The 24,332-nt window shown below is 63.8% G+C and carries 20 protein-coding genes and 1 pseudogene; 7 read left to right on the forward strand and 14 right to left on the reverse strand.

Translation table 11 applies throughout. The annotated features are described in order from the left end of the window. Positions 1–264: 264 nt before the first annotated feature. Genes ACVWWD_RS07735 through ACVWWD_RS07745 form a run of 3 tightly spaced genes read right to left on the reverse strand, consistent with a single transcriptional unit; the run spans position 265 to position 3,841 of the window. Positions 265–1,590 carry a dihydrolipoamide acetyltransferase family protein gene (locus ACVWWD_RS07735; RefSeq protein WP_457102988.1) on the reverse strand — a complete coding sequence of 442 codons (1,326 nt, stop codon included), beginning with the start codon at positions 1,588–1,590 and terminating at the stop codon, positions 265–267. Between the two features lies 1 nt (position 1,591). Further along, positions 1,592–2,605, reverse strand: a complete 1,014-nt coding sequence (locus ACVWWD_RS07740; protein WP_023771932.1) for an alpha-ketoacid dehydrogenase subunit beta — start codon at positions 2,603–2,605, stop codon at positions 1,592–1,594. 3 nt (positions 2,606–2,608) lie between these two features. Continuing rightward, the gene (locus ACVWWD_RS07745) at positions 2,609–3,841 is read right to left on the reverse strand and encodes a 3-methyl-2-oxobutanoate dehydrogenase (2-methylpropanoyl-transferring) subunit alpha (RefSeq protein WP_023771933.1); all 1,233 of its coding nucleotides are present in this window, start codon (positions 3,839–3,841) and stop codon (positions 2,609–2,611) included. Positions 3,842–4,137: 296 nt separating this feature from the next. Between ACVWWD_RS07745 and holA the strand changes: the two genes are divergently transcribed. After that, positions 4,138–5,181 (forward strand): DNA polymerase III subunit delta, encoded by a 1,044-nt coding sequence (gene holA / locus ACVWWD_RS07750; protein WP_352548884.1) that lies wholly within the window; start codon positions 4,138–4,140, stop codon positions 5,179–5,181. A gap of 408 nt (positions 5,182–5,589) precedes the next feature. On the opposite strand, the gene ACVWWD_RS07755 is transcribed toward holA, so the two are convergent. From ACVWWD_RS07755 to mnmE, 5 genes and pseudogenes are all read right to left on the reverse strand, one after another. Further along, the gene (locus ACVWWD_RS07755) at positions 5,590–6,471 is read right to left on the reverse strand and encodes a ParB/RepB/Spo0J family partition protein (RefSeq protein WP_457102989.1); all 882 of its coding nucleotides are present in this window, start codon (positions 6,469–6,471) and stop codon (positions 5,590–5,592) included. A 66-nt stretch (positions 6,472–6,537) separates the two neighbouring features. After that, the gene (locus tag ACVWWD_RS07760) at positions 6,538–7,338 is read right to left on the reverse strand and encodes a ParA family protein (protein WP_031251964.1); all 801 of its coding nucleotides are present in this window, start codon (positions 7,336–7,338) and stop codon (positions 6,538–6,540) included. A 55-nt stretch (positions 7,339–7,393) separates the two neighbouring features. Then, entirely contained in the window at positions 7,394–8,026 is a 633-nt protein-coding gene (rsmG, locus tag ACVWWD_RS07765; protein ID WP_352548886.1) for a 16S rRNA (guanine(527)-N(7))-methyltransferase RsmG, read from the reverse strand. After that, positions 8,023–9,906 carry a tRNA uridine-5-carboxymethylaminomethyl(34) synthesis enzyme MnmG gene (gene mnmG / locus ACVWWD_RS07770; RefSeq protein WP_352548888.1) on the reverse strand — a complete coding sequence of 628 codons (1,884 nt, stop codon included), beginning with the start codon at positions 9,904–9,906 and terminating at the stop codon, positions 8,023–8,025. Before mnmG ends, rsmG begins: the two co-directional genes overlap by 4 nt. Before the next feature lie 183 nt (positions 9,907–10,089). Continuing rightward, a pseudogene (gene mnmE, locus ACVWWD_RS07775) lies at positions 10,090–11,419 on the reverse strand (tRNA uridine-5-carboxymethylaminomethyl(34) synthesis GTPase MnmE). 72 nt (positions 11,420–11,491) lie between these two features. Between mnmE and ACVWWD_RS07780 the strand changes: the two are divergent. Beyond that, on the forward strand, positions 11,492–13,510 hold the full coding sequence (locus ACVWWD_RS07780) for a thioredoxin domain-containing protein (RefSeq protein ID WP_352548890.1): 2,019 nt from the start codon (positions 11,492–11,494) through the stop codon (positions 13,508–13,510). A 58-nt stretch (positions 13,511–13,568) separates the two neighbouring features. Here ACVWWD_RS07780 and rho read toward each other — a convergent pair whose 3' ends face one another. From rho to hemE, 3 genes are all read right to left on the reverse strand, one after another. Next, on the reverse strand, positions 13,569–14,834 hold the full coding sequence (rho, locus tag ACVWWD_RS07785; RefSeq protein WP_015314810.1) for a transcription termination factor Rho: 1,266 nt from the start codon (positions 14,832–14,834) through the stop codon (positions 13,569–13,571). A 165-nt stretch (positions 14,835–14,999) separates the two neighbouring features. Next, positions 15,000–15,536 carry a protoporphyrinogen oxidase HemJ gene (gene hemJ / locus ACVWWD_RS07790; RefSeq protein ID WP_023771941.1) on the reverse strand — a complete coding sequence of 179 codons (537 nt, stop codon included), beginning with the start codon at positions 15,534–15,536 and terminating at the stop codon, positions 15,000–15,002. After that, positions 15,536–16,567: a uroporphyrinogen decarboxylase gene (gene hemE, locus ACVWWD_RS07795; protein ID WP_352548893.1), complete on the reverse strand. Its 1,032-nt coding sequence runs from the start codon at positions 16,565–16,567 to the stop codon at positions 15,536–15,538. Before hemE ends, hemJ begins: the two co-directional genes overlap by 1 nt. 293 nt (positions 16,568–16,860) lie before the next feature. Here hemE and ACVWWD_RS07800 point away from each other — a divergent pair, with 293 nt between their 5' ends. From ACVWWD_RS07800 to dnaQ, 5 genes are all read left to right on the forward strand, one after another. After that, positions 16,861–17,793: a pyruvate, phosphate dikinase/phosphoenolpyruvate synthase regulator gene (locus tag ACVWWD_RS07800; protein ID WP_435053015.1), complete on the forward strand. Its 933-nt coding sequence runs from the start codon at positions 16,861–16,863 to the stop codon at positions 17,791–17,793. A 283-nt stretch (positions 17,794–18,076) separates the two neighbouring features. Beyond that, entirely contained in the window at positions 18,077–18,676 is a 600-nt protein-coding gene (locus ACVWWD_RS07805; protein ID WP_352548894.1) for a Maf-like protein, read from the forward strand. Beyond that, positions 18,669–19,547 (forward strand): shikimate dehydrogenase, encoded by an 879-nt coding sequence (locus tag ACVWWD_RS07810; protein ID WP_352548896.1) that lies wholly within the window; start codon positions 18,669–18,671, stop codon positions 19,545–19,547. Before ACVWWD_RS07805 ends, ACVWWD_RS07810 begins: the two co-directional genes overlap by 8 nt. Continuing rightward, on the forward strand, positions 19,544–20,125 hold the full coding sequence (coaE, locus tag ACVWWD_RS07815) for a dephospho-CoA kinase (RefSeq protein WP_352548897.1): 582 nt from the start codon (positions 19,544–19,546) through the stop codon (positions 20,123–20,125). The genes ACVWWD_RS07810 and coaE overlap by 4 nt, the downstream gene beginning before the upstream one ends. Positions 20,126–20,210: 85 nt before the next feature. Beyond that, complete coding sequence (dnaQ, locus tag ACVWWD_RS07820) at positions 20,211–20,939, forward strand: DNA polymerase III subunit epsilon (RefSeq protein ID WP_352548899.1); 729 nt, start codon at positions 20,211–20,213, stop codon at positions 20,937–20,939. Positions 20,940–20,958: 19 nt separating this feature from the next. Here dnaQ and ACVWWD_RS07825 read toward each other — a convergent pair whose 3' ends face one another. The 3 genes from ACVWWD_RS07825 to ACVWWD_RS07835 form a co-directional block, all read right to left on the reverse strand. Next, positions 20,959–21,909 (reverse strand): alpha/beta hydrolase, encoded by a 951-nt coding sequence (locus ACVWWD_RS07825; RefSeq protein WP_352548900.1) that lies wholly within the window; start codon positions 21,907–21,909, stop codon positions 20,959–20,961. Between the two features lie 18 nt (positions 21,910–21,927). After that, the gene (locus ACVWWD_RS07830) at positions 21,928–22,608 is read right to left on the reverse strand and encodes an isochorismatase family protein (protein ID WP_352548901.1); all 681 of its coding nucleotides are present in this window, start codon (positions 22,606–22,608) and stop codon (positions 21,928–21,930) included. 325 nt (positions 22,609–22,933) lie between these two features. Next, positions 22,934–24,238: a M24 family metallopeptidase gene (locus tag ACVWWD_RS07835; RefSeq protein ID WP_023782033.1), complete on the reverse strand. Its 1,305-nt coding sequence runs from the start codon at positions 24,236–24,238 to the stop codon at positions 22,934–22,936. Between the last annotated feature and the right edge of the window lie 94 nt (positions 24,239–24,332).

The following is a 24,332-nucleotide window of genomic DNA, read 5'->3' on the forward strand; positions in this document are numbered from 1 at the left end:
ACTGCCGGTGACGCCCTCCCATCCGGCCTAGCGCTGCCCCTCTTCCGCCTACCGGCACCTTCTCCCCGTATAGTGACGGGGAGAAGCGAGCTGGCCGCAACGCCGGCCTTCTCTTTGCAACGCTGGTGATTGGCGAAACCCTCGATGACAACGTCTTTCTCCCCGTCACTATACGGGCAGAAATGCCCGGCAGGGCAATGAGGGGCAGCGCGGCGCTCAATGTAAAGCGACTGGGAAACACGCTGAGAACGCATTAGATCATCCTCAATCCACGAATATCAGCGCCGGCGTCTCCAGCAGCGCCTTGATCCGCTGGATGAACACCGCCGCGTCCCAGCCGTCGATGACGCGGTGGTCGAAGCTCGACGACAGGTTCATCATCTTGCGCGGAATGAACCCCGTGCCGTCCCAAACCGGCCGCACCATCATCTTGTTGACGCCGACGATCGCCACTTCGGGGTGGTTGATCAGGGGCGTCGTCGCCATACCCCCCATGGCGCCGAGCGAGGTGATGGTGATGGTCGAGCCGGACAGCTCGTCACGTGTCGCCGTTCCCGACTTCGCAGCCTCGGCCAGCCTGGCGACCTCGGCGGCACAGTCCCAGACGTCGCGCGCCTCGGCATGCTTGACGACAGGCACCACCAGTCCCGACGGAGTCTGCGCGGCGATGCCGATATGGATGCCGCCATGCTGGTGGATGATGCCGGCCTCGTCGTCGAACAGGGAATTGAGCTGGGGCTGGTCCGCGATCGCCTTGACCATGGCCCGCATTAGGAATGGCAGCAAGGTCAGCTTCGGCCTCTCCGCGCCTCCCTTGGCACGCTTTTCCTTGTTGAGCGCGGCGCGCAGTTCCTCGAGCGCCGTGACGTCGATCTCCTCGACATAGGTGATGTGCGGGATACGCGACTTCGACAGCGTCATCTTCTCGGCGATCTTGCGCCGCAAGCCGACCAGCTTGATGTCCTCGACCGCATCGTTGCGGGCGAGGCCCGGTGCCCTGGCCACTTGCGGGCCGCGCGCCAGGAAGGCCTCGATGTCTTCATGGCCGATGCGACCGGCCGGGCCGCTGCCTGAAACTTGCCTGAGGTCGATGCCCGTCTCTTTCGCCCGCAGGCGAACGGAGGGCGAGGCCAGCGGCTTTTCGCCTTCCGGACGCGGCGCGCCCGAAGCCGAGGAGCGTGTCACGGTTTTCGGCGCCGACGACGACGATGCCGATTTCGCCGGTGTCTCGGCGGGCTTTGCCGGCTTGGGTGGCGAGGCGGCTTCGGGCTTCGGGCTCGGCAGCCTGGCGGGCGGCTCCACCCCGGTCGCCGGTTCAGCCACTTTGCCGGCTTTCATATTGCCCTCGCCCGCTACTTTCAGCCGCACGATGGGCGAACCGATCGCCACCGTGTCGCCGATCTCGGCGCCCAGCCACAGGATCTCGCCATCGACGGGCGACGGGATTTCGACCGTCGCCTTGTCGGTCATCACGGCGGCGAGCACCGTGTCCTCGCGCACGATGTCGCCGATCTTCACATGCCATTCGACGAGCTCGGCCTCGGCGACACCCTCGCCGACATCGGGCAGCTTGATGATGTGCTCGCCCATGTCAGGCCTCCATGGTTTCAAGCAAGGCGCGGCCGACACGCGCGGGACCGGGAAAATACTCCCACTCCTGCGCATGCGGATAAGGCGTGTCCCAGCCGGCGACGCGGGCCACAGGCGCCTCCAGGTGGTAAAAGCAGTTTTCCTGCACCAGCGCCGAAAGCTCGGCGCCGAAACCCGAGGTCAGCGTCGCCTCGTGCACGACGACGCAGCGGCCGGTCTTCTTGACCGAAGCCACGATCGTGTCGAGATCGAGCGGCAGCAGCGTCCTGAGATCGATGATTTCGGCGTCGATGCCGGTCTCCTCGGCCGCCGCCTGGGCGACATAAACCATGGTGCCGTAGGCGAGCACCGTGACTGCCCCGCCCGCCCTGCGGATGGCGGCCTTGCCGAGCGGCACGGTGTAATGGCCGTCGGCGACTTCGCCGAGCTCATGCTTCGACCACGGCGTCACCGGCCGGTCATGATGGCCGTCGAACGGGCCGTTGTAGAGCCGCTTCGGCTCCAGGAAAATCACCGGGTCGGGATCCTCGATCGCCGCGATCAGCAGCCCCTTGGCGTCATGCGGATTGGACGGAACCACCGTCTTCAGGCCCGACACATGGGTGAACAAGGCTTCCGGGCTCTGGCTGTGCGTCTGGCCCCCGAAAATGCCGCCGCCGGTCGGCATGCGGACCACGATCGGGCAGGTGAAATCGCCGTTCGAGCGGTAGCGCAGCCTCGCCGCTTCCTGCGTCAGCTGGTCGTAGGCCGGATACATGTAGTCGGCAAACTGAATTTCCACACAGGGCTTCAAACCGTAGGCGGCCATGCCGATGGCCGAGCCGACAATGCCGGATTCGTTGATCGGCGCGTCGAAGCAACGGCTCTTGCCGTATTTGGCCTGCAGCCCGTGCGTGACGCGAAAAACGCCGCCGAAGAAGCCGACATCCTCGCCGAACACGACGACTTTGTCGTCGCGCTCCATCGACACGTCCATGGCGTCGCGAATGGCCTCGATCATGGTCCGTCTTGGCATGGCTCAGACTCCCGCCTGCTGGCGCTGGCGCCTGAGATGCGGCGGCATCTCGGCAAACACACCTTCGAACATCTCGCGTGTCGACGGCTTGCCGCCGGCATGCAGCGTGCCGTGGCTTTCCGCTTCCTTCTGCGCCGCGATCACCGTGTCGAGGATTTCGGCCTCGGCCTGCGCATGCCGTTCGTTCGACCAGACACCGAGCTTGATGAGATGGTTCTTCAGCCGCACGACCGGGTCACCCAGCGGCCAAGCGTCGGACTCGGTCTTCGGCCGGTAGGCGGAGGGATCGTCCGAGCTCGAATGCGCGCCGGCGCGGTAGGTAACGTATTCGACCAACGTCGGCCCGAGATTCTCCCGCGCCCTTGTCGCCGCCCATTTGGCCACCGCGTGTACCGCCAGATAGTCATTGCCGTCGACGCGCAGAGACGGGATGCCGAAGCCGAGCCCCCGGGCCGCGAAGGTGCCGGAACCGCCGCGCGCGATGCCTTGAAAAGTCGAGATCGCCCACTGGTTGTTGACGACGTTGAGCACCACCGGCGCCTTGTAGGTGGAGGCGAACACCAGCGCCGAATGGAAATCGGATTCCGCCGTCGAGCCGTCGCCGATCCAGGCCGCGGCGATCCTGGAATCGTTGGAGATCGCCGACGCCATCGCCCAGCCGACCGCCTGGATGTACTGCGTCGCCAGATTGCCCGAGATCGAGAAGAAGCCGTGCTCCTTCGACGAATACATGATCGGCAGCTGCCGGCCCTTCAGCGGATCGGCCTCGTTGGAATAGATCTGGTTCATCATCGTGACCATCGGATAGCCGTCGGCGATGAGCAGGCCGGCCTGGCGATAGGTCGGGAAATTCATGTCGCCGGGGCTGAGCGCCTTGCGGAAGGCGCAGCTCACCGCTTCCTCGCCCAAATGCTGCATGTAGAAGGAGGTCTTGCCCTGGCGCTGCGCCATCTGCATGCGCGCATCGAACGTCCGCAGCGTCATCATGTTGCGCAGGCCCTCCAGCAATTCCTCGCTGGAAAGCAGCCCGGCCCACGGCCCGACGGCCTCGCCATTGCGGTTCAGCACCCGGATGATCGAAAACGCCATGTCGCGGATGATGCGCGGATCGACATCGATGTCGGGGCGTGGCACGGAGCCGGCCTCGGCGATAGTTACATTGGAGAAATCAGGCGTCCCGCCCGGCCGCACTTCCGGCTCCGGAACGTGAAACCGCAACATCCCAGCATCGGCCATGACCTCGAGTCCTCCAATGTTGCCTGGGTGGGATATTTGCATATCCGCGCCGCCAGTGCGAATGCGTCGGGGTGTCGGTTCCAGCCGCGCCGGCCGATCCGGCTTCCCGCGTTCAAGATGAAGATATGTCCGCGAAATTTCTTGTCGATGTTGGGCGGCCGCGCGCAATTTGGCGTATGGTTCCGCGCTGGTTGCCGCAAGAGAAGGTGATTGGTGCTGGACTTGGGGTTCGCCGACGTTGGCGATCCGAGCAGGAAGACGTTCACTCCCTCCCAGCATCATGCTAACCACCCTCCATGGCACAGAAGAAGGCATATGAGGTCGACGGTTGGCTGGCGCGGCCTGATCCGCGCATCTCGATCGTCCTGCTTTATGGCCCCGATCGCGGCCTTGTCTCCGAGCGGGCCAAGGCCTTTGCCGGAAAGACCGGCCTTCCGCTCGACGACCCGTTCTCGGTGGTCAGGCTCGAGGGTTCCGAGGTCGATCGCGACGAGGGCCGCCTGCTCGACGAGGCCCGCACCGTGCCAATGTTTTCCGACCGGCGGCTGCTCTGGGTGCGCAATGCCAGCGGCCAGAAGGCACTGGCCGACGACGTCAAGGCGCTGACGGCGGAGCCGGTGCGGGACGCCATCATTCTCATTGAAGCCGGTGATTTGAAGAAAGGCGTCGGGCTGCGCGCCGTGGTCGAGGGCGCCGACAATGCCATGGCGCTTCCTTGCTACGCCGACGAGGCGAGGGACATCGACACCGTCATCGACGACGAACTGCGCAAGGCCGGCATGTCGATGACGCTGGAGGCGCGGCAGGCGCTGCGCCGCAATCTCGGTGGCGACCGGCTGGCCTCGCGCGGCGAGATCGAAAAACTCGTCCTCTACGCGCACGGCGAGAAGGAGATCGGGCTGGAAGAGGTGAGAGCCATGTCCGGCGACGTGTCCGGCGCCTCTTACGACGACGCCGTCGACGCGCTGCTCGAAGGCAAGGTCGGCGATTTCGACACCGCTTTCACGCGCCACTGCCAGGGCGGCGGGCAGCCCTTCCAGGTCCTGTCCTCGGCGATGCGGCAGTTACAGCAGATCCAGGTCATGCGCGGCCAGATGGAGACTGGCGGCCGCAACGCCGCTTCCGTCGTTGCCGCCGCGCGCCCGCCGGTCTTTTTCTCCAGGCGCAAGCTGGTGGAGAAGACCCTGGAGCGCTGGAACAGCGAAGCGCTCGGCCGCGCGCTGACCCGGTTGCATCAGGCCGTGCTGCAGACGCGGCGACGCCCGGACCTGTCGGTCGCGCTGGCAAGGCAGGCGCTGTTGGGAATCGCGGTGGAGAGCGCTAGGCTGGGACAGCGGTAGAAAGCGGCCAGTCTCCCCCTTGTGGGGGTTCGGAGTGATCCGCGTCGCGGACGGGAAGCCAATTGCTTGGCTTTCCGAAACGACGAACGCCCGGAGCGACCAGCGAAGGGCCGGGTCCAGCAAGGCAGAGGGGCGCCGTCCCGCCGGCCTATCTCAATTGGGCCCACCCCCCCGCGCCAAGCTGATTTCCGCCGGCGCTGACCTCACCTGCCTGCCGGCATCCTCTCCCCGTAAACGGCGAGGGATGCTCTTCTCGCTGCTTTCGCCAAATCGCCAGCGCCACAGAAGGCGCCGGCGTCGCAGCCAGCTTCTTCTCCCCGTCTCTATACGCGGAGAAGGTCCCGGCAGGGGATGAGGGGCGGCGCCGATCGTGGGGAATAAAGCCGCATAATTTGCCGGCTAAACGCTTTAATCCTGCTTCAGCCGCCTGCACAGCTCGTCCAGCTGTTCCAGGCTCCGATAGGCGACCCGCAGCACCCCGCCCTTGCCCTTGTGGTCGATCGACACAATCATGCCGGTCGTGTCGGTGAGCAGCTTTTCCAGCGCCAGCGTGTCGGCGTCCTTTTCGGCTGCCGCGGCTGGCTTGGTGCCGGTGGAAACGGCGACGGCCGGCATCTGCGCCAGCGCTTCGGCCTGCCGCACCGAAAGTCCCTCCTCGACGATGCGCTTGGCGAGGCCGGCCGGATCTTCCGCCGTCACTAGCGTGCGGGCGTGGCCCGCCGACAGCGCGCCGTCGACCAGCATGTCGCGGATCACGTCGGGCAGCTTCAACAGTCTCAACGTGTTGGCGACATGGCTGCGGCTCTTGCCGATGACCTGGCCGAGATCGGCCTGGGTGTAGCCATGGTCGTCGATGAGTTGCTGGTAACCCTGCGCTTCTTCGACCGCGTTGAGGTCGGCGCGCTGGACGTTCTCGATGATCGCCAGCTCGAGCGCGGTGCGGTCGTTGACGTCGCGGATGATGACCGGAATCTCGGTCAGCCCGGCGCGCTGCGCGGCCCGCCAGCGCCTCTCGCCGGCAATGATCTCGTAGCGGCCGGCCTGCGTCGGCGAGGGCCGTGCCACGACCGGCTGCACCACGCCATGTTCGCGAATCGACTGGGCAAGATCGGTCAGTTCGGCATCGCCGAAATGCCGGCGCGGATTTTTCGGGTTGGCGCTGATGAACTCGATCGGCACCTTGCCGTCCGCGCTCATGCCGGGCTTTTCCGGGGCAGCCGACCGATCGATCTCGCCGATCAGTGCTGCCAGTCCGCGACCCAGTCTTTTCCTCGAGAGATCTTCGTTCATCTTTATTCCACGTCTATTTCAGATCGTTTCGGTATCGAATCGGCTCTTAGTATGCACTGGATCTGGTCAAGCGGCGCGCAATTTGCGCTCGCGGCGGATCACTTCGGAGGCCAATTGCAGATAGGCCTGGCTGCCCGAGCATTTCAGGTCATAGAGAATTGCCGGCTTGCCATAGGAGGGGGCTTCCGACACCCGCACATTGCGCGGAATGATCGTCTCATAGACTTTGTCACCCATATGCTCGCGCACGTCCTGCACCACCTGGTTGGCGAGATTGTTGCGACCATCATACATGGTCAGCACAATGCCCTGGATAGTAAGATCAGGATTGATCGAGCGGCGAACCTGCTCGACGGTTTCGAGCAACTGGCTGAGACCCTCCAGCGCGAAGAACTCGCATTGCAGCGGTACGAGAACAGAGTCGGCTGCCGCCATTGAATTCAAAGTCAAAAGATTGAGCGAGGGCGGACAATCGATCAGCACATAGCCGAAGGGCGCCCCGCGCTCGGTCGCGGCACGCAGCGCATTTCGCAGCTTGAGCACCCGGTCTGGCGCCGAGGCGATCTCCATCTCGATGCCGAGCAGGTCCAGCGTCGAAGGCACGATGGAAAGGCCGGGCACCGCGGTCGGAATGGCGGCGGCCTCCAGGTCCAGTTCGCCCGTCAGCACGTCATAGGACGAAACCGTCCGGTCCTTGCGGTCGATGCCGAGGCCGGTGCTGGCATTGCCTTGCGGGTCGAGGTCTACGATCAGCACTTTCTCACCGATTGCCGCCAGCGCAGTGGCCAGGTTGATGGCGGTGGTGGTCTTGCCGACACCGCCTTTCTGGTTGGCTACGGTGATAATTCGAGGGCCGTTCTTCATCATGGATCTATGCCAGAAATTCATCTTTGGGTCGCCAAACAATCAGACCGGTCTCGGTTCAGACAGGCCGTACATTGGACAATTCGAGAATGACGCCGCTGGCGTCGGTCACGCTTGGATGTTCTACCAGATCGAAGGTCCACCGGTTAACGCTTTCTTGCACTTCGGCGCGGTAATCCCGGCCTTTGTGGAACAGCGCCCGCGCGCCCGAGGTCAGCCATGGCGCCGACAGGTCCAGCAGCACCGATAGCGGTGCCAGCGCCCGTGCCGTGACGATTTCCGGCTTCGAAACAAGCACATGGCTATCTTCGATTCGTCGCGCCACGACCCGTGCCGGCAAGCCGAACTGGCCGACGACCGTCTGCAGGAACGAAGCTTTCTTGCGATTGCTTTCGACCAGATCGATGCTGGCGCCCGGGCGATCGCCGAGCAGAAAGGCCATAACAAGCCCGGGAAATCCGCCACCAGAACCGATGTCGACCCAGTGCGTGGCATCGGGCTCTATCCCAGCAAGTTGCGCGCTGTCCAGGATGTGGCGCTGCCACACATCGCCCGAGGTCGACTTTGCTACGAGATTAATGCTGCGGTTCCATTTCTGGAACATCGCTTCAAACGCCACCAGGCGATCGAATGTTTCACGTGAAACCGGGCCGGCGGCCTCCTGCAGGCCCTCACGGGAGAAAGAACTCACGCAACATCCCTCTGCTCGGCATTCTCCACCGATTCCCAATGCCGAACATGCGCGATGATGATTGCCAACGCCGCCGGTGTCATGCCGTCCATGCGCTGCGCCTCCGCGACGGAGCGCGGCCGCCGCGCCTGCATCTTCTGCTTCAGCTCATTGGACAGGCCAGGCACGCCGGCAAAGTCGACGGTGTCCGGGATCAGCCGGGCCTCTTCACGTCGGATCTGCGCGACATCCGTGCTCTGGCGATCGAGATAAACCGAATATTTCGCTTCCGTCTCAAGACGTTCCGCAGTCTTGGCATCGACGTCGTGAAAGTTCGGGTCGACCCCAGCGAGCCAAGCCACATCGACACCGGGATAGGCCAGCAATTCAAAGCCGGACCGGCGCACGCCATCGTGATTGATCTCCAAACCGTGCCGTGCCGCCTCGTTCGGCGTCATGGTCAGCGAAAGCGCCATCCGGCGCGCTTCATCCAGCCGCTGCATGACATCGTCATAGCGCTGCATCCGCCGCGCCGAGGCGATTCCCAGCGTCTGCGCCAGCGGCGTCAGCCGCTCATCGGCGTTGTCGGCGCGCAGCGAGAGTCGAAACTCGGCCCGCGAAGTGAACATCCGATAGGGTTCGCTGATGCCGCGACTGGTCAAGTCGTCGACCATCACGCCGATATAGGCCTCGGTACGGCTGAGCACGATCGGTGCGCCGCCCGCCGCCCGCCGCGCTGCATTGAGGCCGGCGAGGAGGCCCTGCCCGGCGGCCTCTTCGTAGCCCGTCGTGCCGTTGATCTGCCCGGCGAGAAAAAGTCCCGCAACGCGCAGGGTCTCAAGTGTGGGATTCAGTTCGCGCGGATCGACATGATCATATTCGATGGCATAGCCAGGCTGCAGCATAACCGCATGCTCCAAACCAGGAATGGTCTTCAGTATGTCCAGCTGAACGTCTTCTGGCAGCGAGGTCGAAATGCCGTTGGGATAGACTGTGTGGTCGTCGAGCCCTTCCGGCTCCAAAAAGACCTGATGTCCGTCCCGGTCGCCGAACTTGACGATCTTATCCTCGATCGACGGGCAATAACGCGGCCCAACCCCTTCGATCGAGCCGGAATACATGGCCGACCGGCCAAGATTGGCGCGGATCAAATCATGCGTGGCTGGCGTGGTGCGGGTGATGCCGCAATCGATCTGCGGCGTCACGATACGGTCGGTCATCAGTGAGAACGGTACGGGATTCTCGTCCGCCGCCTGGCTTCCCAGCGACGCCCAGTCGATGGTTCGTCCGTCCAGTCGCGGCGGCGTGCCGGTCTTCAGTCGCCCGAGCTTGAAGCCGGCGCGGTGCATTGTCTCCGACAGGCCCATGCTGGCCTTCTCGTTCATGCGGCCAGCGACAATCTTCTTTTCACCGATATGAATGAGTCCGCGCAGGAAGGTTCCCGTCGTCAGCACCACGGCGCCGCAGACAAGCCGCCGGCCGTTAGCCAGGAGAACCGCGGCGATCTTTCCATCGGAGATCTCAAAATCGAGAACCTCGCCCTCCACAACCTCCAGATCGTTCTGCTGCCGAATCGCTTCGTGCATGGCAAGGCGATAAAGTTTTCTGTCGGCCTGCGTGCGAGGGCCGCGCACCGCCGGGCCTTTGCGGCGGTTGAGCAGGCGGAACTGGATGCCGGCGGCGTCCGCCACGCGGCCCATCAGCCCGTCCATGGCGTCAATCTCGCGCACAAGATGCCCCTTGCCAAGCCCGCCGATGGCAGGGTTGCACGACATCACGCCGATCGTCTCGAAACGCAGCGTCACCAGCGCGGCCCTGGCGCCAGCGCGCGCGGCGGCGCTGGCCGCCTCGCAACCCGCATGGCCGCCGCCCACCACAACCACATCATAGTGATCGGTCATTCTATATTGGTCCCGAACTCAAAGAAGATGAGCGACACATGTCCCCGCGACGCGGGACTGTCAAGAAAACTCCGCGCGGCGTTTCACGTGAAACAGCGAAACCCGCCTCTCTATCTGCGTTTCACGTGAATCGCCGCGTAATTGTTTCACGTGAATCAGCAGAAGCATCATGTTTCACGTGAGTCATTTGCCTATGCAGAACTGGGAAAAGATCACGTCGAGCAAGTCTTCTACGTCCACCGCGCCCACGATGCGTCCTAGGCGTTCCACCGCCAAGCGCAGCTCCTCGGCGCGCAATTCCTGGGCCATGCGTTCATCGGCGGCACGGTGCAGATGCCGGTTCGCCGCGTCGAGCAACTCGACATGGCGCAGCCGCGACGGCAGGATATCGCCGGAGTCGCCGGCCGCCTCGGCAGCGCGACGACCGATCTCCGCCAGCAATCGCTCCACGCCCGTCCCGTCGACCACGGATATGCCGAACTCGTACCGCCCAGCTAAATCGTGGGGCGCTCTCTTATCGAGCAAGTCGAGCTTGGTGCCGACGCGCAATGCTGGTGCAGACATCGACAGCGGACCGGTATCCTTGGGGTTCGCGGCATCCTCGAGCAGCAGCAGCAGATCGGCGCGATCCGCCTTCGCTCTTGCCTTCTCGATGCCGATCGTCTCGATCTTGCCGGGCGCTCCTCGCAGGCCGGCGGTGTCGGTCAGTCGGACACGCAGGGCCCCGGAGATCTAGAACAACCTCCAGCAAATCTCGGGTCGTGCCGGGTTCATCCGTTACAATAGCGGCATCGCGCCGCGCCAAGGCATTGAACAGGCTGGACTTGCCGGCATTGGGCGCACCGAGAATGACGACTTCGAAGCCGTCCCGGATGATCTCGGCGGCATGGAAGCCGGCAATGTGGCGGTCGATCTCCGATATCATCGACCTTGCGTCAGACCAAACCGTGTCCGAAACGGAACCCGGTACATCGTCTTCATCGGCGAAGTCGATCTCGGCCTCGATCATGGCCCGCGCATGGATCAGCCGCCGCCGCCAGCCGAGATAGAGTGCGCTCTGTGCGCCCCCGGCGTTCAGGATGGCGAAACGCCGCTGCGCTTCGGTCTCCGCATTGACGAGGTCGGCCAGCGCCTCCGTCTCGACCAGATCGACCTTTCCGTTGAAGAAGGCGCGGCGCGTGAATTCTCCGGGCTCGGCATGCCTGACGCCGTCGAATCCAGCGATCGTTTCCAGCATCCTGGCCACCACGGCGCGCCCGCCATGAACATGGAACTCGGCGACATCCTCGCCGGTGAAGCTCGCCGGACCGGGAAAAAACAGAACCAAGCCGTTATCGAGCACGGTTCCATCTGGAGCCCTGAACCTGCGCAGGACCGCGGACCGCGCCTTGACCATGCCTCCGGCAATCGTTTCGACTACGAATCGAGTCTTCGGGCCGGATACGCGCAACACCGCAACGCCGGCAGGAAGCCTGCCGCTTGACAGCGCCACGATCGAATCGCCTGAAATCATTTGCCCGCTCTACCGAACCGCCCTAGCTTTCGCCTCGTCACTGCCCCGTATCGCTCCTGAAAGTTGGCCATTTTGACATTGCCCGCGCAAAACCTGCTTGCCGAAGAGGCCAGCCCCTATCTGCAGCAGCACAGCGGCAACCCCGTGCATTGGCGCGGATGGTCACCGGCGTCGCTGGGGGAGGCAAAAGCGCTGGACAGGCCTATCCTGCTCTCCATCGGCTATGCCGCCTGCCACTGGTGCCATGTCATGGCCCATGAAAGCTTCGAGAATGACGACGTCGCCGCCGTCATGAACCGTCTGTTCGTCAATATCAAGGTCGACCGCGAGGAGCGACCCGACATCGACCAGATCTATATGGCGGCCCTGTCCTCGATGGGCGAGCAAGGCGGCTGGCCGCTGACCATGTTCCTGACCCCCGAGGGCAAGCCGTTCTGGGGCGGCACCTATTTCCCCCGCGAGCCGCGCTATGGCCGTCCCGGGTTCATTCAGGTGATGGAAGCGGTCGACAAGGCCTGGCGGGAAAAAAGGGCAAGCCTGCACCAGAGCGCCGACGGCCTGACCTCGCATGTCGAGGCGCGGCTCTCGGCCACGCATTCCAAGGCGGTTCTCGATCGCGATACGCTGTCCGACCTCGCCGGCCGCGTCGGTGGCATGATCGACCGCGATCGCGGCGGCCTCGCCGGCGCGCCGAAATTCCCGAACGCGCCGTTCATGCAGACGCTGTGGCTGTCCTGGCTGCGCGACGGCAATACCGCACATCGCGACGATGTCCTCGTCAGCCTCGAACATATGCTCAGCGGCGGCATCCACGATCACATTGGCGGCGGGCTCAGCCGCTACTCGACGGACGCCGAATGGCTGGTGCCGCATTTCGAGAAAATTCTCTACGACAACGCGCAGCTCATCCGCTTCTGCAACTGGGCTCTCGCGGCGACCGGCAACGATTTGTTCCGATTCCGAATCGAGGATACGGTCGGCTGGCTGCTGCGCGAAATGCGCGTCGAAGGCGGCGCCTTTGCCGCCAGTCTCGATGCCGACAGCGATGGTGAGGAAGGTCTGTTCTACACCTGGAGCAGGGAGGAGATCGAATCCGTTCTGGGGGACGACTCAGTCTTGTTTTTTAATTACTTCACTCTCTCCAGCCCGCCCGGTTGGGAAGGTAAGCCGGTGATCCATCAGACCCTCTCCCAGCAGGCGCTTGGTGTTGCCGACCGGGAACGGCTTGTCCCGCTCAAGGCAAGGCTTCTCGCTGTCCGCGAACAACGCGTCAGGCCGGGCCTGGACGCAAAGACCCTTACCGACTGGAACGGCCTGATGATCGCCGCCATCGCCGAGGCGGGTCGTTCGCTGGCGCGGCCGGATTGGATCGAGGCCGCGGCCAAGGCCTTTGCCCATATCGGCAAAGCCGGCCGCGACGGTCGCTTGCCGCACTCCATGCTTGGCCTCCGGAAGCTGTTTCCCGCACTGTCGAGCGACTATGCCGCCATGACGAACGCGGCGATCTCGCTGTTCGAAGCCACTGATGACTGGAGCTATGTCGACCAGGCCGGCCGGTTCCTTGAACAGCTCGACCGTTGGCACGCCGACACGAAAGGCAAAGGCTACTATCTGACCGCCTCGGACACCACCGATGTGCCGATCCGCATCAGGGGCGATGTCGACGAGGCCATCCCCTCAGCCACCAGCCAGATCATCGAGGCCCAGGTCCGGCTCGCTTCTATTATTGGCAGTCTCGCCTTGCAGGAGAAGGCGTGGAAAACCGCCGAGCATGCCGCCGGCCGCGCCGCGCACCAGGCCTATGGCCAGGCGGGTATCGTCAATGCCTGCGCGCTTGCCCTTGAGCCGTTGAAACTGGTCATCGTGGACGAGCTGGAGGATCCGAAGCTCGTTCCGGTGGCGAATCGAAACCCGGATCCGCGCCGCGTCGATATCGCCGTGCCAATCGGTACGGAGGCGAATCGACCCTTGCTGCCCGGCGGAATCCTGCCGCCGACCAACCGGCGCGGCGCTTGGCTGTGCACCGGCCAGGTCTGCCTGCCGATGGTTACGGATGCCGATGAATTGGAAGGATTGTTGCGGCGAAAGTGATCCCGTCATCCCCGGCTTGACCCGAGGATGACGAGGAGAAGGCCCTGCCGCGCCTCGATTACGTGTTCATCGAATCGAAGAAATCGCCGTTGGTCTTGGTCTGCTTCAGCTTGTCGATCAGGAACTCGATCGCGTCGGTGGTTCCCATCGGCGCCAGAATGCGGCGCAGCACGAAGATCTTCTGCAGGTCCTGGCGCGACACCAGCAGGTCTTCCTTGCGGGTGCCGGACTTGAGGATGTCGATGGCCGGATAGATGCGCTTGTCGGCCACCTTGCGGTCGAGCTGGATTTCACAGTTGCCGGTGCCCTTGAACTCTTCGAAGATGACTTCATCCATGCGGCTGCCGGTGTCGATCAGCGCGGTGGCGATGATGGTCAGCGAGCCGCCTTCCTCGATGTTGCGCGCGGCGCCGAAGAAACGCTTCGGGCGCTGCAGCGCATTGGCGTCGACACCACCGGTAAGCACCTTGCCGGAGGACGGCACGACGGTGTTGTAGGCGCGGCCCAGACGAGTGATCGAATCAAGAAGGATCACTACATCCCGGCCGTGCTCGACGAGCCGCTTGGCCTTCTCGATGACCATTTCGGCGACCTGGACGTGGCGCACCGCAGGCTCGTCGAAGGTCGAGGAGATGACTTCGCCCTTGACCGAACGCTGCATGTCGGTGACTTCCTCGGGACGCTCGTCGATCAGCAGCACGATCAGGTAGCATTCCGGATGATTGGCGGTAATCGAGTGCGCGATGTTCTGCAACAGCACCGTCTTGCCGGTACGCGGCTGTGCGTTGATCAGCGCGCGCTGGCCCTTGCCGATCGGCGCCACAAGGTCGATCACGCGAGGCGATATGTCCTTGCCGGGCGGATTGTCGACCTCCATCTTCAGCCGCGAGGTCGGATAGAGCGGCGTCAGATTGTCGAAGTGTATCTTGTGGCGGATCTTTTCGGGATCGTCGAAATTGATCGTGTTGACCTTGAGCAGCGCGAAATAGCGCTCGCCCTCCTTCGGGCTGCGGATCGGTCCTTCGACCGTATCGCCGGTCTTCAGCGAAAAGCGCCGGATCTGCGACGGCGAGATGTAGATGTCGTCGGGCCCTGGCAGATAGTTGGCATTGGCGGAGCGCAGGAAGCCGAAACCGTCCTGCAGCACCTCGACCACACCGTCACCGATGATCTCGATGTCCTGGGCGGCGAGCTTCTTCAGGATAGCGAACATCAGTTCCTGCTTGCGCATGACGCTGGCGTTCTCGACCTCGAGCGATTCGGCATAAGCGATCAGCTCTGGCGGCTTCTTGTTCTTGAACTCGGTGAGTTTCATTTCTTGCATTAGACGGACTCTGGGTAGGCTTTGGGGGAAAGATCGGCGGGATGCGACAAATGCCGGGCGCGGCCGAAAGCAATGACGGGCGGCGCATGACGGGAAGGAAGACCCGTCTTGTATCGTCGGTCGGCTGAAAGAGCAAGCCGCCTTTTGAGCGGGTCCGATGAAGCCTCAGAAGGGCTTCACGACGACCAGGATCACGATTGCGATCATCAGCAATGTGGGAATCTCGTTGACGATCCGCCAGTGTCTTGCTGGTTTTTCGTTGCGGTCCTCGGCGAATTTACGCACCGCGGCCGCCAGATAACCATGAACACCGGACAAAATCAGCACAAGGCCGATCTTGGCATGCAGCCAGCCGCCCTGGAACGCAAAGATCTTCCAGGCCAGCCACAGCCCGAAGACCCAGGTGAGGATCATCGCAGGATTGATGATGCCGCGCAGCAGACGCCGCTCCATCACCTTGAAAGTCTCCGACTGCACGGAGCCTTTCGGCGCATCGACGTGATAGACAAACAGCCGCGGCAGATAAAGCATCCCAGCCATCCAGGAGATGACGGCGAGGATATGGATCGCCTTTGCCCAGGGGTAGAAGCTTTCCGGCGCGAAGAAAAACAAAAGCGCGGTGAGAACGATCAGGACCGCAATGCCAACGACCATGCGCTTCATCGCCTGGCCGGCGCTGTTGGTGTTATCTCTGTCAGCCATCAGCGTGCCGCGCTCCGAACCTGTTTTACCATCGCCTCGACATGCGCCACCGGCGTCTCCGGCGTGATGCCGTGGCCGAGATTGAAGATCAGCGGCCCATTCCCCAGCGCCTGGAGGATCGCTTCGACGCCATCCGCCAACGCTTGCCCGCCGGCGACCAGCCGCAACGGATCGAGATTGCCCTGGACGGCGCCTTGCCGCTGCAACGCCTTCGCGGCCTCCAGCGGCACCGTCCAGTCGATGCCCAGCCCCGTCGCGCCGGTCTTCTCGCGATAGCTCTGATAGCGGGCGCCGGCGCCCTTGGGAAAACCGATGATCGGCACGTCGGGATGGACCGCCCGAACCTGCCTGACGATCTCGGCCACCGGCTCGACGCAGAAGCGTTCGAAGGAGGCATCGTCGAGCACGCCCGACCAGGAATCGAAAATCTGCACAACGTCCGCGCCGGCCTCGATCTGCCGGATCAGGTAGGACGCCGAATGGTCGGCGAGCACTTTCAGCAACTGCCTAAACACCGCCGGCTCGCGGTAGGCGAACAGCCTCGCCGGCGCCTGGTCGGGGGTGCCGTGGCCGGCGATCATATAGGTCGCGACCGTCCACGGGGCGCCGCAGAAGCCGATCAGCGTCGTCTCGTCGGGCAATTTCACTCGCAGCCGGCGAAGCGTCTCGTAGACCGGTTCGAGATTCACGTGAAACATGTCGCTTCCCAGCGCCGGAATCTCGGCCGCCGAAATCGGCGTCAGCAACGGCCCACGCCCTTCCTCGAAGCGCACGTCGCGACCAAGCGCATGGGGAACGACAAGGATGTCCGAAAACACGATCGAAGCGTCGAAGCCAAAGCGGTCGATCGGCTGCAGCGTCACTTCCACGGCAAGGTCGGGGTCGTAGCAGAGATCAAGGAACGAGCCGGCCCGTCTTCGCGTCTCACGATATTCCGGCAGATAGCGCCCGGCCTGTCGCATCATCCAGAGCGGAGGAGGAAACACCGCCTCGCCTTTCAGCACATCCAGCATGATCCGTCTTGCACGCATCGAGCGCTCGCCTCTCCCGGCTTCCTCTTAATCAAATATCTTATTTTAAAAGAGTCTTCTGATTCTAAGAGTCTGTTGGTTGTGGTGGTTGTCACCTGTCCCGCTTTGGCCGCCGAAACGCCAGCAAGCATATTGTCGCGCATTCCCTACCGCGGCTGGCAGGGTTCTGGGGACAATCAGGAATCCGCCATTGGAGTCAACGCGCTAGGTCAGATGCCCTCGAGACCTGCCCTGTGGACAGTCAAACGGCAAAACTCCTCGTCCACGGACTTGTCCCCAACAGCCCGGAGAAGCTGACAGCGCATCGAATTGTGGACAAACCGGCATCTGATACAGTCGCCTCCGGCCGGCATGCCTGCCGGTCCGATCTTATCCACATCCGCCCACAGCCCCAGGTGATCCCTGTGAACAAACCCCAGAGCTTCTTCCACCTGCATCTGATTTCCGATGCCACGGGCGAAACCCTGCTCGCCGCCGGCCGCGCGGCTTCAGCGCAATACAAGGATGCACGCGCCATCGAACACATCTACCCGCTCATCCGCACCGAAAAGCAGATAGCCAAGGTCTTCGAGGACATAGAGGAGGAGCCGGGTATCATCCTCTACACGGTGGTCGACCAGAAGCTGGCGCATGGCATCGACGAACGCTGCGCGGCCATGGGCCTGCCCTGCGTGTCCGTGCTGGAGCCCGTGCTGACTGTCTTCCAGTCCTATCTCGGAACGCCGGCCGGCCGCCGCGTCGGCGCCCAGCATGTTCTCGACGCCGAATATTTCCGGCGCATCGATGCGCTCAACTTCACCATGGACCATGATGATGGCCAGCTGCCGGCAAACATGGATGACGCCGATGTGGTGCTGATCGGCATTTCACGCACCTCGAAAACGCCGACCAGCATCTATCTCGCCAATCGCGGCATCAAGACCGCCAACATCCCGATCGTGCTCGGCGTGCCGGTGCCCGAAAGCCTTGTCAACGCCAGGGCGCCGCTGGTCGTCGGGCTGATCGCCACCGCCGAGCGCATCTCGCATGTGCGCCAGAACCGCATCCTCGGCAATTCGAGCACCTATGTGCCGACCGAATATGTCGACCGCGCCGCCATCAACGAGGAACTCGCCTATGCCCGCCAGATCTGCACCCGACACGGCTGGCCGATGATCGACGTCAGCCGCCGCTCGATCGAGGAAACGGCGGCGGCGATCGTTGCCCTGCGGGGAAAGACGCGATAGATCAGCCAAGAGGTTTTCCGAGGCTTGCCGCGGAGGGTCGGCGCCGCCCCTCACCTGCCTGCCGGCATCCTCCCCCGTATAGAGACGGGGAGAGGGGCCATGTCGTCGATGGTTTCGCCAATCACCAGCGTGGCCGAAAAGAGAGCCCACGTTGAAGCTGCCCCTTTCTCCCTGTCTCTATGCGGGGAGAAATGTCCGGCAGGACAATGAGGGGCGGCGCTAACTTTAAAGAGTAAAACAGCTCACACTCTAACCGCGCCTATGTCTGTGCCCGAGTGCAAAAATGACGGAAAAAATCATCCTCGCTTCAGGCAGCCCGTTCCGCAAGGCGATGCTGGTCCATGCCGGCGTCGACATCGAGGCGGTTCCCGCGACGCTGGACGAGCGGGCGCTGGAAGCACCCTTGCAGGACAGCGGCGCCTCGCCCGAGGACGTCGCCCTAGTGCTCGCCGAAGCAAAGGCCACCGACGTCAGCGAGCGCAGGCCCGGGGCACTGGTGCTTGGCTGCGACCAGACCTTGTCGCTCGGTGACGAGGTGTTCCACAAGCCGGCCGACATGGAGGGCGCGCGCCGCCATCTCCTGGCGTTGTCGGGCAAGACCCATCAGCTCAACAGCGCCGCCGTGCTGGTGCGCGACGGCAAGGTGCTGTGGCGCCATGTCGGCATCGCCTCGATGACCATGCGCAAGCTCGACCCCGCCTTCGTCGGCCGGCATCTGGCCCGTGTCGGCGTCAAGGCGTTGTCGAGTGTCGGCGCCTACCAGGTCGAGGGAGAAGGCATCCAGCTGTTCGAAAAAATCGAAGGCGACCATTTTACCATTGTCGGCCTGCCGCTGCTGCCGTTGCTGGCGGAGCTGCGCGCACTGGCAGCCATCGATGGCTGAAACCTCGAAAAAGGCCTTCGTCACCGGCCACCCCATAAAACATTCGCGCTCGCCGATGATCCACGGTCACTGGCTGGTCAAGCATGGCATTGAAGGCAGTTATCGGGCGATCGATGTCGCGCCCGAAAACTTCGCCGAATTCCTGGCGACCCTGCAGGCGAACGGCTATCGCGGCGGCAACGTCACCATCCCGCACAAGGAGGCGGCTTTTGCCAGGGTCGCGCGCCGCGACCATGCGGCCGACGAGATCGGCGCTGTCAACACGCTGTGGTTCGAGGACGGCACTTTGTGGGGCGGCAACACCGACGGCCATGGCTTTGCCGCCAATCTCGACGACCACGATCCGGGCTGGGCGTCCAACGGCCCGGCCGTGGTGCTGGGTGCCGGCGGCGCCTCCCGTGCCGTCATCCATGCGCTGAAGGAGCGCGGCGTCGGCGACATCCGCATCGTCAATCGCACGCTCGCCCGGGCAATCGAATTGCGCGACCGCTTTGGCGGCGGGGTGTCGGCGCACCCCCTGGCCGCGACCGGCGAATTGCTGCGCGACGCCGGCCTGCTGGTCAACACAACTGCGTTGGGCATGCAAGGCAATGAGGGTCTGTCCGCCGACCCCAGGGGTCAGCCCGCCGACCCCAGACTGCTGCCCGACCACGCGGTGGTCAACGACATCGTCTATGTGCCGCTCGAGACCCCCCTGCTCGCCGCCGCACGGGCACGAGGGCTGAAGACGGTCGACGGGCTCGGCATGCTGCTCAACCAGGCGGTGCCCGGCTTCGAACGCTGGTTCGGCGTCAGGCCGAAGGTGACGGCTGAACTGCGCTCACTCATCGTTGCCGATCTGGTGCCCAAATCTCCGGCGCCGAAACCATGATCGTGCTCGGCCTCACCGGCTCGATCGGCATGGGCAAGTCGACCACGGCCGGGATGTTCGCCGAAGCAGGCGTGCCGGTGCATGATTCCGACGAGACGGTGCACCGCCTCTATGCCGGCAAGGCGGCCCCCCTGGTCGAGGCCGCCTTTCCAGGCACCACGGTTCACGGAAGCGTCGACCGCGCGAAGCTCGGCGCCCGTGTGCTCGGCGATGCGGCATCCATGAAAAAACTCGAGGCCATTGTCCACCCGCTGGTCCGTGCCGATGCCGATGCCTTCCTGGCCAGGCATCGTGACGCAGGCGAATCGCTCGTGGTTCTCGACATCCCGCTGCTGTTCGAAACGGGCGGCCGTGGCCGCGTCGACAAGGTCGTCGTGGTGACGGCGCCGGCCGAAGTCCAGCGCCGGCGCGTGCTGGCGCGGCCTGGCATGAGCGAGGAAAAACTTGCATCGGTTCTGGCCAAGCAGGTGCCGGATGCCGAAAAGCGCCGGCTGGCCGATTTCGTCATCGACACCGGCGAGGGGCTGGACGCCGCGCGTGCGGCGGTTGCTTCGGTCATTGCCGAAATCAAGGGATAAGTCGGCTCCTGACGCAGGCGTCAGCATTGCCCATTGCCATTTTGTTCCGTCCTGACGATTCTGCTCCCAGGAGCAACCTGATTCGATGCGTGAGATTATTTTCGATACGGAAACCACCGGCCTCGATTCGCGCGACGACCGCGTCATCGAGCTTGGCGGCGTCGAGCTGGTCAATCGCTTTCCGACCGGCAGGACCTTCCATTATTATATTAACCCGCAAGGCCGCGCGATCCATGCCGAGGCGCAGTCCGTGCACGGCATCAGCGCGGCCGATCTCGCGGGCAAGCCGAGCTTCGCCGAAATCGCCGAGGAATGGCTGAAATTCACGGAAGGCGCCAAGCTGGTCGCCCACAATGCCACCTTCGATATCGGCTTCCTCAATGTCGAATTCGGCCGGCTCGGTCATCCGCCTGTCGATAACGGGCTTGTCGTCGATACGCTGGCCCTGGCGCGCCGCAAGCACCCGATGGGACCCAATTCGCTCGACGCGCTGTGCCGGCGCTACGGCATCGACAATACCAAGCGGACCAAGCACGGCGCCCTGCTCGATTCCGAATTGCTGGCAGAGGTCTATATCGAGCTGATCGGCGGCAAGCAGGCCGCACTGATCCTCGACAGCGCCACCGCGCCGGCCCAGGGCGGCAACAATGTCAGGCATATCGAGATCATCGTTGCCGAGCGCCCGGCGCCGCTTGTGCCGCGCCTGACCGAAGCGGAGCGCACGGCGCACGCCGCCATGGTCGCGACGCTCGGCGAAAAGGCGCTGTGGCTGAAAGCCTCCCCCCAGCAAGCAGCCCAGGCGCTGTCCTCGTAAAACCATCCGAGGAGCGGCCTCAGTAGGGCCACTCCCTCCGGCCCAGCGCGGCAACCGCCGCAATTATGCGCGCAAAAGCCTCCGCCGCGGCCGGCACGGTCGTGCGGGCGCGCAGGAAACTGTGCACGAGGCGGGGCTCCTCATGCCACCAGGCCTTGCCGCCGGCCTCCAGGACAAGGTCGCGATAGACTTCACCGTCCGACGACAGCGGATCGCATTCGGCCGCGATGACCACCGTTGGCGGCAGGCCGGAAAAGTCGCGGTCGCGCAGCGGCGAGAAGGTCGGATCGTCGGGCGATTGCTTCCTGGCTGAGCGCAGGTCCCGGTAGAAGGCGGCGTCGCTCGTCGACAGCAACGGCGCATCGGCGTGTTCGACGTAGGAGCCGATCGCCTCGTTGCCGCCGAGATCGGGATAGATCAGCACCTGGCCGATCGCGGCGCGAGGATGGTGACGCGTGGCCTGTGCCACCGCCGCCGCCAGATTGCCGCCCGCGCTTTCACCGCAGAGCAAGAGCGGCAACTCGCTGGTCGCTGCCGCCCATTCGAAAGCCACCAGCGCATCGTCGAAGGCGGCCGGGTGGAGATGCTCGGGTGCCAGCCGGTAATCGACCGACAGCACGTCGAAGCCGGTGCCGGCGCAGATTTCGGCGCAGATGTCGTCATGGCTTTCGAGCCCGCCGAGGATGAAACCGCCGCCGTGGAAATAGAGCACTGTCGCGCGCGGTGTGGCGCCGGCGTGCCGGTAGCGGCGAACCGGGATATCATTGCTCGAAGCGGCGACTAGGCTGTCCGTGGCCATGACTCCGGGCGGGCGGGCTTGGTGGAAGGCCCGGCACATCCTGGCATAGACCGCGCGCTGCTTGTCGATCGGCAGGCCGACGATCTCAGGCGGGTACCAGGCGTTGACGCTGTCGATATAGGCCCAGAGCGCCGGGTCGAGCCATGGTCCGTATTTGCCGCGGCTGGTCATTTCAGTCCGAGGGGCACGTCAAAGCTCGGCATAGAGATGGGCGGCGTTTTCAAAAGTGAAGCGCAGGGGTACCGAGCCTTCGACCTGCCAGACGGTGACCGTCTCGCCGGCCAGCAGCCGGCAGGCGCCGCCGGTGTCGGTAATCGCGCCGCCATAGAGCCGGTTGGCTAGGTTGAGGATGCCGGTCTGGTGCATGGCCATGCTGCCGCTGCCGCAGGCATCCTTGACCAAAAGCACGCGAAAGCCCCTTGCCACGGCATCCCTGACCGACGCGTCGATACAGGCCTCGGTCCACACGCCAGCTATGACAAGCCATTCGATGCCGGAAGCCTTGAGCCGGTCGCCAGCCGGACCGGAGCGGAAGGCGCTGGCCTCGGCCTTGATCAGCAGCGCCTCGCCATTGCCGGGCGCCACCTCGTGGCAGATCTCGGTCAGCGGGTCGCTCTTGTCGGAAAAGGCAGACTTGCCGTCTTCGCCGACCGGATGAAAGGGCCGGTCCTGGCTGTCGAGATCGACGATATAGGCCCAGTGATGAAGCGGCACATGGTTTTGCCGCGCCGCCGCCTGCAGGCGCTGCACGTTGGCGAGGATTCTTTCGTAGCCCTCGACAAGGTAGCGCTTGTCCTGCCGGTGCTCTTCCTGCAGGTCGATGAACACGGCGGCCACCGTGCCGCGCTTGAGGGAGATAGGGCTTTTCATGCGAGTGGTCTCATGCGAGCGCGCCTGGTTCGAAAGCCAACGCCAGTCCGTCCCGTGGGCTGTCGGAACTTTTGCAGACCGGCCGAAGCCTCCCCGACTTCGTCATCCACGGGCGGAGCGGGAGCGAAGCGGACGCGCAGACCCGAGGATCCATGCGGTGACCTCGACCGTGGCGTGCAGCGGAGCAGATCCGCACCGTTGCCGGCGCGCTGAAGTCGCGGCATGGGTCCTAGGGTCCGCGCCGCGTCGCAACGCTCCTTGCTTCGCCCTGGGATGACGAAGCGAGGGGTGTTTCGCCCGTTTACGGTGAGGTGGCCAACCCACATCAAACCTGCGTCTCCAGAAACTCATCCTCATAGGGAAAGCGCGACAGGAGCTCGGTGCCGGTCTCGGTGATCAGGATTTCGTCCTCCAGCTTGACGCCTTCGCGGCCGCCCTTCTCGCCAATATAGCTTTCCACGCTCACCACCATGCCTGGCACGATATGGCCGTCGCGGCCATAGGTCTCGTAATCCATGGCATGCGCGATGAACGGCGTCTCGCCATGCATGCCGACGCCGTGCATGACCGAGGTGTAGCGCTGGTCGACGAAGCGGTCCGGAATTTTCCACGCCTTCTCCGCGATCTCGCGGAACGCCATGCCGGGCTTCACGATCGAAATATTATGCTGAACCTGATCGTGCGCCATGCGGTAGAGCGACTTCTGATAGGACGTCGGCTTGCCCGGCCCGCAGCGGAAGGTGCGGGAAAAATCCGAATAATAGCCGTAACAGCCGATCGTGTCGGTATCGAGCGCCAGCAATTCGCCGGGCCTGATCTTGCGGCCGCTGGCCTCGTTGAACCACGGATTGGTGCGCTGGCCCGAGGTCAGCAGCCGGGTCTCGATGAATTCGCCACCCTGGCGGATGACCTCGCCATACATGATGGCGAACAGATCGTTTTCGGAAACGCCGGGCTTGATCGCCTCGCGCACCGCATAGACGGCGGCCTCGGCGCCGGCCATCGACACCTGCAGGCATTTCACCTCCTCCGGCGTCTTCACGGCGCGCACGGCCAGGATTTCGCCCTGGCAATCCTTGACCTCGCAGCCACGCCTTTCCAACGCTAGGGCCTGCAGATGGCTGCAGCGGTCGAGCCCGAGTTTCATCGAGCCGCCGCCGTGCCTTCTCAGCAGTTCGGCGATCTCGTCGGCGAAGGGCCCGGCGGTCTCGTCGTCGCGGCCGGAGACCGAAGACCAGACCAGCTTGGAAGGACGCGCCTCGTCGATCGTGTCGAGCACCATCGAGACATGGTAGCTCTGCGGATATTCGAACAACACGATCGGCCCGTCGGTCGGAATGAAGAAATAGCGGGTCGAGTTGCGCAGGAAATAACCGAACATGTTGCGCGAGCCGGTGGCATAGCGCTGGTTGTAGGGATCGAACAGCACGACGCCGCCATAGCCAGCGTCACGCATCCAGCCGCGCAGTTTGTTGAGCCGGCCTTTGCGCAAGGCGTCGGCATCGATGAAGGACGGCTCGGTGTCTGACAGCCACATGCCGCCGGCCGGATCGGCCGCGGCCGGGTGGCGCATGCGATCCTTGAAGTCGACGTCCTCGGTGCTGTCTGGGTCGAATACGACGATGCTCATGGGGTGCCTGGCCTTGGCTGGATTGCAAGGCGAGACCATGGCGCAGAAGGTGAGAAAACATTGTGCGGAAAACCGCGTTTGTTATGCGGTATGC

The sequence above is a fragment of the Mesorhizobium sp. URHB0026 genome, from assembly GCF_054059755.1.

Excerpts from the sequence above, each read along its gene's own strand:
- ACVWWD_RS07735 (WP_457102988.1), bottom strand. The coding sequence starts at position 1,590 with ATGGGCGAGCACATCATCAAGCTGCCCGATGTCGGCGAGGGTGTCGCC.
- ACVWWD_RS07740 (WP_023771932.1), bottom strand. The coding sequence starts at position 2,605 with ATGCCAAGACGGACCATGATCGAGGCCATTCGCGACGCCATGGACGTG.
- ACVWWD_RS07745 (WP_023771933.1), bottom strand. The coding sequence starts at position 3,841 with ATGGCCGATGCTGGGATGTTGCGGTTTCACGTTCCGGAGCCGGAAGTG.
- holA (WP_352548884.1), top strand. The coding sequence starts at position 4,138 with ATGGCACAGAAGAAGGCATATGAGGTCGACGGTTGGCTGGCGCGGCCT.
- ACVWWD_RS07755 (WP_457102989.1), bottom strand. The coding sequence starts at position 6,471 with ATGAACGAAGATCTCTCGAGGAAAAGACTGGGTCGCGGACTGGCAGCA.
- ACVWWD_RS07760 (WP_031251964.1), bottom strand. The coding sequence starts at position 7,338 with ATGATGAAGAACGGCCCTCGAATTATCACCGTAGCCAACCAGAAAGGC.
- mnmG (WP_352548888.1), bottom strand. The coding sequence starts at position 9,906 with ATGACCGATCACTATGATGTGGTTGTGGTGGGCGGCGGCCATGCGGGT.
- rho (WP_015314810.1), bottom strand. The coding sequence starts at position 14,834 with ATGCAAGAAATGAAACTCACCGAGTTCAAGAACAAGAAGCCGCCAGAG.
- hemJ (WP_023771941.1), bottom strand. The coding sequence starts at position 15,536 with ATGGCTGACAGAGATAACACCAACAGCGCCGGCCAGGCGATGAAGCGC.
- hemE (WP_352548893.1), bottom strand. The coding sequence starts at position 16,567 with ATGCGTGCAAGACGGATCATGCTGGATGTGCTGAAAGGCGAGGCGGTG.
- ACVWWD_RS07805 (WP_352548894.1), top strand. The coding sequence starts at position 18,077 with ATGACGGAAAAAATCATCCTCGCTTCAGGCAGCCCGTTCCGCAAGGCG.
- ACVWWD_RS07810 (WP_352548896.1), top strand. The coding sequence starts at position 18,669 with ATGGCTGAAACCTCGAAAAAGGCCTTCGTCACCGGCCACCCCATAAAA.
- coaE (WP_352548897.1), top strand. The coding sequence starts at position 19,544 with ATGATCGTGCTCGGCCTCACCGGCTCGATCGGCATGGGCAAGTCGACC.
- dnaQ (WP_352548899.1), top strand. The coding sequence starts at position 20,211 with ATGCGTGAGATTATTTTCGATACGGAAACCACCGGCCTCGATTCGCGC.
- ACVWWD_RS07825 (WP_352548900.1), bottom strand. The coding sequence starts at position 21,909 with ATGACCAGCCGCGGCAAATACGGACCATGGCTCGACCCGGCGCTCTGG.
- ACVWWD_RS07830 (WP_352548901.1), bottom strand. The coding sequence starts at position 22,608 with ATGAAAAGCCCTATCTCCCTCAAGCGCGGCACGGTGGCCGCCGTGTTC.
- ACVWWD_RS07835 (WP_023782033.1), bottom strand. The coding sequence starts at position 24,238 with ATGAGCATCGTCGTATTCGACCCAGACAGCACCGAGGACGTCGACTTC.